This is a genomic window from Microbacterium testaceum (assembly GCF_003075375.1).
Taxonomy (GTDB): Bacteria; Actinomycetota; Actinomycetes; order Actinomycetales; family Microbacteriaceae; genus Microbacterium; species Microbacterium testaceum_E.
The window spans coordinates 1-10,181 of sequence record NZ_QDFT01000063.1 but is presented as its reverse complement, the minus strand read 5'-3'; the positions used below and the strand labels follow the sequence as shown (position 1 = coordinate 10,181).

General features: G+C 64.9%; 5 protein-coding genes and 1 pseudogene. 3 read left to right on the top strand and 3 right to left on the bottom strand.

The features are described from left to right. Positions 1-410, top strand: a pseudogene (locus DC432_RS14990) (AAA family ATPase); the annotation flags it as partial. Between the two features lie 205 nt (positions 411-615). Here the strand turns inward: DC432_RS14990 and DC432_RS14985 are convergent. The 3 genes from DC432_RS14985 to DC432_RS14975 all read right to left on the bottom strand — a co-directional run bounded on the left by DC432_RS14985 (position 616) and on the right by DC432_RS14975 (position 5,628). Next, complete coding sequence (locus DC432_RS14985) at positions 616-3,168, bottom strand: S8 family peptidase (RefSeq protein ID WP_116538544.1); 2,553 nt, start codon at positions 3,166-3,168, stop codon at positions 616-618. Next, positions 3,161-4,171, bottom strand: a complete 1,011-nt coding sequence (locus tag DC432_RS14980) for an AAA family ATPase (RefSeq protein ID WP_116538543.1) — start codon at positions 4,169-4,171, stop codon at positions 3,161-3,163. The genes DC432_RS14985 and DC432_RS14980 overlap by 8 nt, the downstream gene beginning before the upstream one ends. Before the next feature lie 512 nt (positions 4,172-4,683). After that, complete coding sequence (locus DC432_RS14975) at positions 4,684-5,628, bottom strand: hypothetical protein (RefSeq protein ID WP_116538542.1); 945 nt, start codon at positions 5,626-5,628, stop codon at positions 4,684-4,686. Between the two features lie 557 nt (positions 5,629-6,185). Between DC432_RS14975 and DC432_RS14970 the strand changes: the two genes are divergently transcribed. Both DC432_RS14970 and DC432_RS16240 read left to right on the top strand, forming a co-directional pair. Further along, the gene (locus tag DC432_RS14970; protein WP_133177962.1) at positions 6,186-8,327 is read left to right on the top strand and encodes a P-loop NTPase fold protein; all 2,142 of its coding nucleotides are present in this window, start codon (positions 6,186-6,188) and stop codon (positions 8,325-8,327) included. A gap of 425 nt (positions 8,328-8,752) precedes the next feature. Next, positions 8,753-9,961 (top strand): phosphoribosyltransferase-like protein, encoded by a 1,209-nt coding sequence (locus tag DC432_RS16240; protein ID WP_133177961.1) that lies wholly within the window; start codon positions 8,753-8,755, stop codon positions 9,959-9,961. Positions 9,962-10,181 lie beyond the last annotated feature (220 nt).

The following is a 10,181-nucleotide window of genomic DNA, read 5'->3' as shown; positions in this document are numbered from 1 at the left end:
GACACATSCTGTCCCTCGCCTCCGTGAGCGACAGCGGCGAGGTGGCGCATGTGTCCGCAGAGTACGCGCGCGAGCACCTGCAGCTCGCCTACGCGTCCACCGTGCACGGCGTACAGGGCGACACCGCCGACGCGTCGGTGGTCGGGCCCGATGTCGACGCCGCGGGACTCTACGTGGGCCTCACGCGCGGTCGACTGAGCAACGTCGCTGTCGTCGTCGCGCGGACCGACGCCGCGGCCCGCGAGTGCCTCGCCGAATCGATGCAGCGCGGCACTCCAGAGCTGACGATGCAGGATGCTGTGCGCGCGGCGCAGGCCGAGGTACGGCGTGCGGCGCGGAAACGGGAGGCAGCCACGGTGACGGGGCCGGTGGTTGGGGTGCCGAGTGCGGGGCGCGGGCCGGGGATGTAGAGCCCATCTACCGCGATGGAGGGTTCTCAATCGTTCGACCGTATGCCAATTGTCTGGCTCTGGCCACGGCCCTCATTGTCCAACAGTTACCAGCAGAAGTGTTGTTATCACGGTTCCCTGCCCCCCGCTTCTAGCGTCACCGTTCACGCCGCCCCGGCCGCAGGCCGCGCGCTGAAGAGGAAAGGAACGTCGAGAGCGGCCATCGTCAGGTCGTGATCTCGATGCTGCCGCGAACCTGCTGGTAGACGGGCGTCCACAGGTCGACCTCAACCTCGGGGGACTCGATGCTAATGATCAGCGAGTAGTCGACGCCCTGGTCGCTCTGGTCGTCCCTCGCACGGTTCTTCCACCAGCCGGCCACCGGATACACGGCGATCGCTCCCTTACTCGCGAGGGCTGCGGCGCTCCCGGACCAGATGTCGGTGTGGAGCGAGCCTGCGGCTTGCTGCTGGTTGCTGCCGAAAAGCCACCCGGACTCGGTGTCGAGGCTGGGTGGCTTCTCACCGCCGACGCGGGCGCGGGTGTTGATGCGTTGGCGGAATGACTCCACGCTCTCCTCAGGGCGGCGTGTCGCGAACCGGAGTCCGTGTGAGGGGTAGATGTAACGGCCGGTCCAGCCACGACTGGACGGGTTCGGCTCCACGAAGTAGGAGAGGGTGACGCGCATCCGAACCTGGGCGGCACCCAGCGCCTCGAGCTGCACGATCGGCCACGGCAGCTCGTGCAGGTTCATCTCGCGGGTCTTGCCTGCGTTGCTCATCCCCTGGCGCTCGTAGGGGTGGATCGTCGCCTCCGCAACGAGCGTGAGCGCATCGGCTGCGCTGTAGAGCGCGCGGCTCGCGTCCGGCACTCCCATCCCATAGCGGCGCAGGAGCGCGGCCAGGGCCGTCTTGCTGGACTCGGCGTCGAGGCGGGCTCGCATGGCGTCGGTCCACTCGGCGGAGTGCACCACGAGCGCGCGGACCGTCTCGGGGCGCAGGTCCGGGTAGGCGGCATAGATGTCGGCGGCGATCGCGGCGACGGAGGCTGTAGCGGCGGACGTGTCGCGTGTTGTAGTGAAGAAGCCCTCCCCTGGCGTGCGAAAACGCGTCGTCAGCAGTGCGAGATTCTCCGGCGTGTCCGCCGTGGTCATGTCGGGTGAGGCGGCCACGTTGCCGCCATCGGCGACCACGTCGGGTTTGGCGGGCCACTTCTTGCGATCAAACAGCACCGAGGTGCGGCTGACCGGCGAGAGCTCGCCGCGCGGCGCGATGGGCTGGTATCCAGCGAAGTCCGCGGGCGCGCCGGACATGTCGTCGTGTGCAGAGTAGGCGCCGACGGTGAGGGCGTTCCACGACTGGGCGGGATCCTCGACGGGTTCCAGGTCGCTGCGGTCGAGATGGTCGTCCGCGACAGCGATGTCGCGGATGTTGCCGGCCGAGACGACGAACAGCCGCGGCCGCCGAGGCTCGTCACGGTCGAGATAGGTGAACTTCGGGTCGGTGTCGTCGATCGCGCGGCCGAACGCCAGCGCATCGATCGACGCTGACCATGAGGTCGGCTTGCCCGCTTCGGGCACCGCCGCAGCATCTCCGTCGGCAGGCGGGTTCGGGTGCCGCGCGGTGATCGCGAGCATGAACACCCGCGGCCGGTCCGCTGCTTGAATCTCCGGCTGGTCGACCGCGCGGGCCGTGACGGCGCCGTAGAGGTCGCGGTCGTTGTCTCCACGGTCTGGAAGGAACTTCACCGACTCCAGGCGATGGCGAAGGTCGATCGCACCCGAACCCACCACAGCGCCGTGGAGGTCGCCGTAGAGCGCGAGCCCGGCCATCTCGGTGCCGTGACGGTTCACGGGCGGGAGCTGCCACAGCGGGTCTGCGACATGCAGATCCGGAGCGGTGATCGAATCGGTCAGCAGCGGATGCTCGTCTTGGACGCCCGTGTCCAGGATGCAAACGACGGGCGCACCGGACGCTGCTGGGCGGAGGCGCCGGCGGAGATCGTCGACCCATTCGGCCTGTTCGGAGGCGGGCAGCTCACTGAGAAAGTTGGCAACGTCGTGAGACTCTCGAAGCTCGGCGATGTCGTCCAGCGAACGGAAGGCCTCGGCGAGCTGGTCTGCCGTCGCGTGAAGCAGCACGACAGTTCTGTCGCCAAAGCCGAGGTAGTGATCGCTGGTTCGGAGCCCGTGGGCCGTAGCGAAGGCGCTGAACCGCTCCAGTTCGTGGCCGTCGCGCTTGCGCAGCCAAACCTCCCACCATCGCGCCTGGGAGGGATCAGCAGGGTAGGCGTCGTCCGCATCCGTCCAGAGCTCGCGGATCGTCGCCCGCCGGATGGTCTGGATGCCCTCCACAAGAGTGGCGTTGCGCGCCTTGTCCTCCCCAGCAGACTGGACGTACTGGGTGAGGCGCTTGAGGAAGTACTCCTTTTTCCCGTCCGGGATGTAGACGGTCGCAATCTGGATCGCGCCACCAGCGGAGTCCGCTTCCCGCACCGCGACCAGTTCAGGCTGCTCACCGGACCGCTGCACGTCCAGACTCTCCAGCGCGAGCTCAAGGCCCGGGAAGGAGAGAAACGAGAGATAGGTGCCCTCGACCGCTGGCGCATCGGGTGTAGCCGCCACCGCGTTCTGGTACTGCTCTACGAGCGCGGAGCCGTGGCGACGGCGATCGCCCGAGAAGCTCGGCCCGTCGCTCGCGCCGCCACCGGTGGGGATGGTGAAGGGCTCGGAACGTGGCTCGGTGGGCACGACGACGTGCGGACGGTCACGTTCAGCCATTCCGCCTACTCGCATCTGTCACCGGGGCCAACGACCGGGGCCTCTCCTCGAGGGCCGAGACAAGGTCGCCCGTGAGGACCCGCGTCCTGCCCGCAAGGATGCCGCGTTTCGCCGCGTTTTCCGCGGCCGTCGCAATCTCGGCATGGCTGAGTCCGCGGGCGGCCTCCAGCACGCGTGGCCAGCTGAGGTTGCTGATGTGAAAATGCGCGAGCCGGTTCCTGATGACCGCCTGGGCGCCGACGTCGTTGGGAAGCGTGAAGTCCATCACGGTGTCGAACCGTCGATACAGCGCATTGTCAAGCAGCTGCGGATGGTTCGTGGCGGCGACGACCACGCTCTCCGAGGTGTCCTCTTCGAGGAACTGCAAGAACGAATTCAGCACTCGGCGTATCTCACCCACGTCATTGGCTGCGGCGCGGTCGCCGGCGAGGGCGTCCACCTCGTCGAACAGGTACACCCCACGCGTTTCGACGAGCGCGTCGAAGATCAGCCGCAGCTTCGCCGCCGTTTCCCCCATGAACTTCGTGATGATCGTGTCCAGGCGGATCGCGAACAGCGGGAGCCCGAGCTCGGCCGCGAGCACACGAGCGGTGGAGGTCTTGCCGGTACCGGGGGGGCCGATCAGCAGCAGCCGCCGCGCCGGACGGAGTCCATGTCGCGCAAGCGTGTCTCGCTGACGCTGCTCAAGTAGGACATGCCGCAGACGCTCTCCGAGATCATCGGACAGGACCAGATCGCCCACTCGAGCGTCGGGATAGCTGACGGTGAGGAGCGAGCTCAGCTCGCCGCGAGGCTGCGTAACGGGGACCACCGATGCCACGCGTGAGGACCCGGTGCCGCGCTGGCGCAGATCCTCGACCAGGTCGCGGAGGTCCTGCGCGAACTTCGACTGCCCAGACCGTGCCGCCTTGGCCGCGACTTGCATAGCCACCGCGTAGAACTGTGGGTCGTCGCCGTCGGCGTGACTCTTCACGAGGGCTTTGAGCTGATCGTTGGTTGCCACCGCCTGACCTCCTTTTGCGACGAGTGCGGTCCTGACTGGGTCTGGCAGGCTGTCACCTGAGTGTATCGATGCGCATGTCGCCACACCTGGCACCACGCCCCGGCTGGCGCCGACACCGCCCAGTCACATGGACCGTATCCACTCTTTTCCCGCTCGGTAGCCCGAGAAGGAGGCCATCGAGCGGAGGAGGGGTCGACGGCTGATGCTCTTCCCCCTCGCGGTCAATCCTTGTGCTTGGCGTCAGCCGCCTTGGCGCAATGCGCGGAGCGGATTGCGCCGCCGACAGGTGGTTGCTGAGCCGATCCTCCACAGCGCGGGAATGAACTCGATGGCGATGACTTCGAACGTCAGCCCGGGGTGGCCGTGTGCGAGAAACGCGAGACTCACAACGGTGACCAGGGCGGCGGGCTTTCCGCCCGGGCGTGAGCTTGTCTAGATCCGCGGCGCCCGCGGCACGAATACCGCACCCTCTCAACGGGACGGACATCGTAACGGCGACCGAAGGCGCCGTGTCATCCGGTTCCGAGATAGAGAGAAATCAGCGTCGTGAGATTGGCGACGGCGACGTTCGTGCCGACGCCAGTGGCCACCTTGATCGCGCCGTCCTCGACGCGCTGCAGCACCCGCGTGAGGCGCGTTTCCCGCTTCTCGGGTGGCGCCGTCGCCGCCTGCTGGAGTTCTGCAAGCCCTTCCGAGGACAGGTACGCCGCGGCAGCGGAAACGAACGATTCGACGTCGCCGTGAATGACCGTGGCATCGCCCGTCGTCATGCTCGTCCTGTCGAGGGTGATCGGGTTGTTCGAGCCGTAGTTGTTGATCTGGATCACATTCGCGCGCACGGCATCCGCGATCTCCGGATCGGCGACCGTGGGACCTTCTGTGGTTCCGGCCGCGGGATCCGCTTCCTCCAGGTCAAGCGCGAGAGACAGCAACGTCGTCCGGACCTGGCCGATGATCCCCGCGAGGAACGACTGCGGGAGGGTCTGGCGCGCACTGAACAGGTGGAGCTCCCCCGGACGGGGCACCTTTCCGGCCTCGATGAGTGTGTTCCAAGCCGCCACCTTGGTCTGGTCCCACGCCATCGTGGGATGCGCACCGGAGGCAACAGGCGACGTCGCGAGATCCTCAAGCTCGGCGATGGGCTGGACGAGCCTGATGTCGAAGAGATACGAGCGCACCTTCGAGTCCGCGACGCTGTTGGAGCCGAGCTGGTATCGCGCTCGGAGCGTGCCGAACTCGTTGGTGAACAGTCCGTCGGCCTGCATCGCGAACGGGCCACGATACGACGGCAGTGTCTCGGGCGCCTTGGGGTCGTATCCGTCGAGTTCGTTTCTCACCCAGCGCTTCAGGTCGGAGGACTGTAAGCGGCTGGCGACGACCAGCGCCTTGCGCAGTATGGTGCCGGTGCCGACGACGTCGCCGCTAGCACCGTCGATGATCTCCGACAGGATAGACATGCCTCGTATTCTGCCGGGTGGACGCACACCGGAGCTGTTCGACGAGCGTTCACAAGCTCCTCGCTCAGCCTCGCATCTGATGGAGACGGTGGGCGGATCCGCTGCTCAAACGTAGGGACCGGCCGCGAGGCTTCTCCTGGCGGTTGCGATCGATTCTGCACCCAACTTGGTCAGACGTTGAAACCTGCCGACTTCGGATGTTACTCACCATGGAGTAGCCTCACCGAGGCATGGGACCTGGTCCACCTAGCACGACTCATGCAGGTAATGGCAGCCGAAGACGCTGAGCCGGCCGCTCGCATCGAGGCACACGACTTAGGCCCCGCTCTGGACGCGAAGCCACGAAGGTGGGTTGGCGTGCAGCTTTCACGCGGGCGCTCGTGACCGATCCAACGAGAGCGAACTGTCGCCGAGAGCTGAGCAGGGCGCCGACCGGCTGGCGCAAGGCGACTGGTGGCGTCGCGCTTCGTCAGGCAAAGCGTTCCCCTGCGACCGAATGGTCTGCGCTTCCGTGTGCGCGCGTGTGCGCGGCTGCCTCACTTGGCTACTCTCGCCTAATGACACAGGATCCCGCTGGTGGTGCTTTCTCCGACGAAGCATTGACAGACCCCGACGAGGATGCGCTCGGGCGTGCCGGATTCCTGGACAGTATCGTCACACTTCTTGAGCGCGTCGGATCACGCTCCGAGTCCACAGTCGTAGCTGTAGTCGGCCGATGGGGACTCGGCAAGTCAACGGTCCTGAATGCGGTGACGACAAGGCTTCGGAGGATCGATGGAACGCGGCGGCGTTGGATAGTCGCGGAGTTCAACCCGTGGTACTACCAGGACCTCGTGTCGCTTCAGCAAGCGTTCTTCCGCGAGCTTGCTGAGGCCGTACCGAGCGGTGCGAGTTGGAAGAAGGTTCGAGAGGGAATCGCGTCGTTCGCGGAGACTGTGGCGCCGTTGGGCGCTTTGGGTGGTCTTATAGGTGTCGACGCAACTCGGATAATCGAACAAGCGGCGAATGCTACTCGGGGCAATGTCGGTGTACTCGAGGCCAAGGCCGCGGTCGAGAAGGCGCTTCTGAAAGTCGACAGGCCAGTCCTCGTGGTGATCGATGACGTTGATCGGCTGGACCCGCAAGAGCTCCTGCTCCTCTTCAAGCTGATACGCCTCGCGGGCCGCCTCCCGAACGTCTACTATCTGTTGGCCTACGACGAAGACACGCTCCTCGACGCTCTGAGCCGAACTGGCCTCATCGGGGAAGGCTCCGCTCGGCGCGCGCTGGACTATATGGAAAAGATCGTCCAGCTGCGACTAGACGTGCCGCCCGTGCGCGAACGGCAACTTGCGACCTGGATAGACAGAGAAGTCGGCGAGCTCGCCGCGCGGCTCTCTGTGACCATGGACCAGGAACAACGTCGTCGCTTCGACCAGGCGTATTACAGCCACATCCGCTCCCGCCTACAGACCCCAAGAGCCATCAAGAGGTTCTTGGCTCAAGTTGAGTCGCTGGCCGCCGGCTTATCCCAGGAGGTGGACTTTGTGGACTTCCTCATCTTGAGCTGGATCCGGGCCTCGGAACCGCTGGTGTATCGCGCGATCATCGATCAGCGCTCCCGCCTGCTCGGCGAGCTCGACCCGACTGGCCGAATCTGGCCAGGAGACCGCGATGCCGGCGCCGACCACGCCTACTGGAGTGATGTGCTCACCCGTAGTCGAGTGGACTCCGCCCAGCTGTCGGGCGTCGCTGACTTGCTGAGCCAACTCTTTCCGAACTTCGCGGAGCAGTGGGGAGTAGAGCGGTCCGGCCACGTCGGCAGCGTCCGCCACGGACGCATCGCGCACAAGGACTACTTCGACCGGTTCTTCGCGTTCGGGGTTCCGGACGATGACCTGTCAGATCGCACCGTGGAGAAGGCATGCGCCGAGATCATTGCTGGCGCTTCGGGGCCGGAGCGGGAGGTCGTTGAGCGTAAGTGGCCTGACGAGACCTCGCTGATCATCGGAAAGCTGAACCGATACTGGGACCCCGGACGAGTGGATGGCGTGGTGGTGCTGCGGTGGCTGGCGATACAGGCAATCCGACTCCCTGCGCTTGACTACCTGCCGGGCACGCCCTACCGAGAGACGGTCCACTTTGCACAGTCGCACTTCACCCACCTTCGCGGTGATCGCCCTCTTGCGGCTGTTCGCGCGATGGCGGACGAGGACCCTTCACTGCGGTTCGCGGAGGACGTGATTTCGGTCCTTCGGGGCGGGATGGCACCGCCGGAGACGCGGAATGCGGAATTCGCAGCCGCGAAAACGGAGTTCGCCGCGCGTGCATCGACTCTCTTTGACGCCCAGGGAGATACCAATCCGCTCGATTACCCGACCGAGATCTGGGACCTATTCGGCATGTGGCTAGCGGCAGACGAAAGCGCAGTGCGCCGTTGGGCAGACAAGCATCTGGCTGACGGCTCATGGCCATTGCTGGATCTCCTCGCGCAGATGGTCAGTCGCGCAGTGCCCTTAGGGGTGCCCGACCCGCCGACTTTGGTTGGCGACCTTAATCTCGCCGAGGTCGATCGCACAGTCGGACTTGATCGGGTTCGTCGTGAGCTGGCGGACGAGATCGAACAGTTCGATAAGTCGCTCCCGAACCGTGCCGTTGCGACCCCGGAGAACCGACGTGCGGTCGCCCTGCGCGCACTGAAGGTGTCGCATGACAGTTGACAAATGGCTCTCATCGCTTCCAGGCGCTGGACGACGAGCTGATTGGCTCGATGTCTGCCGGCTGCGAGGGATCCCGCGCTCACGCCCCCACGATCAGGGGCGGTAACTGTGCGGCGCTCGTTGACCAAGGCGCCGAACGTGAAGCGGGCGTCACCTGGAGGAGCGGACAAGACCTGTGGCTTCTTTGCTCGACAGGCCTTCCTTCTCGCGCGGTGCTCGCACCAGGATCGGGCAGGAAGTCCCGGTTTCCGGTAGTAAGAGTCACAGGCCGCGCGTCAGCGTGCCGCCCGAGTGCGGACCGGCCGCCCGTCCTTGGTTCGTCGTTCGCAGAGGGGCGGCCATGGTCACAATCAGAACATGCGCAGCGCCCCAGACCAGCCGGACCGCTCATGCTGTCAGGATGACGGGGAAAGAAGGGCGCGCTCATGGCACTGTCGGACACCGAGGCAGGGATCGCTTGGCTCGACAACTTTCCGTCCGGCGATCGTGAGATAGCCAAACGACTGCTAGATGCGTTCGTGCTTGACAGTTGGACCACTGCACGAGCGTCGCTGATAGATCTCGTCGCGGAAGAGATTGATGCAGCACTCAGCGCGGGGACCGTGTGGGTGCTACCGGCCATGGACTCTGGAGACATTCGACACTCGAACAAGCTGCCAAAGCTCGAACCTCTGACCGCGTTCGACAATTTTCAACCGGGGATGGACATCCCCTCCATGCCTGGAAGCGAAGGTCTTATCGGTCACTTGCTTCGGGATGTTCAGCGGAGAGGTGTTATTCCGCCCACGGCGCTGATCGCTGAACTTCGCAAGAAGCGAGTACGGACCATCATCGTGGTGTCGGACACCATCGAGACGGGCGGCCAGGTGGCGAAGTATGTCCAGGCGTTGCTGCGTAATCCGACCCTGAAGAGCTGGCGCTCTTTTCATTGGATACGACTCATAGTCCTCGCCTTTGCGGTGTCACCCAACGGTAAGCAAGTCGTTGGGGACCTTCCACAGGTCGACTCGTTGCGATTCGTTCGTCACGCCCCGACTATCCGTGGTCTGCCCTGGGCCTCGAACGACATTGAGGCCGCGCTCGCGTTGTGCGATCGCTACGGGGAGGGTAGGGATCGCTTGGGCTATGGACAACACGCTGGCCTGTTCGGGTTTCAGGATCGCGTGCCAAACACAATCCCCAAAATCTTTCGACAGCGCGGTGCTGATTGGCAGCCTTTATTCGCCGGGAGCAGCGGGCGACAGGTTCCCAGCGGCATGATTCGCGAACTTGCCGAATCTTCCGATGTGCCAGTCGCGCATAACGAAATCGTCGCCGCCGTCCGACAGGAGCGGCTCGCCGTCAGCCTACGCAAGCAACAGCGGGAAAGTAATCGGGACATCCTGGCGACACTCGCGCTGCTGCGCGCTTCCCCTCAACGCGCCGACATTCTAGGAAACGCATTGCACATGAACCAGGCGGAAGTCGACGGTTTGTTGGCATACCTCTTGACCGAGGGCTGGATCGACAGTGCCAACAAGGTTACCGAGAGGGGCATTGCTGAGCTAGCCGCTGGCAAGCGGAGACCGCGGCGCGTCGAGCCGCAGCAGATCAGTGTGACGTCGATTCCCTACTACCCTGAGTCGTTGAGGTGAGGAGATGGCTGCTGCTGGCCTAGAGATGAAGTCACGACGTCGTCGTGACTCGTTGAGCGGATTCGCTCAATTGGTTCGGCAACGGACCATGGTGCCCCGGGTAGCCGGTGCATTCGGACTAGCTCGCGCAACGCGTGCAACAACGGACAGGCCGCCCTGCGTGTGCCTTCGGGCTCTTCCTGTCCGTGGATCCCTTCGGGATCTCCAGTCGGAGTAGACC

Coding starts and splice junctions, on each gene's coding strand:
- DC432_RS14985 (WP_116538544.1), bottom strand. CDS start 3,168: ATGGCTGAACGTGACCGTCCGCACGTCGTCGTGCCCACCGAGCCACGT.
- DC432_RS14970 (WP_133177962.1), top strand. CDS start 6,186: ATGACACAGGATCCCGCTGGTGGTGCTTTCTCCGACGAAGCATTGACA.
- DC432_RS16240 (WP_133177961.1), top strand. CDS start 8,753: ATGGCACTGTCGGACACCGAGGCAGGGATCGCTTGGCTCGACAACTTT.
- DC432_RS14975 (WP_116538542.1), bottom strand. CDS start 5,628: ATGTCTATCCTGTCGGAGATCATCGACGGTGCTAGCGGCGACGTCGTC.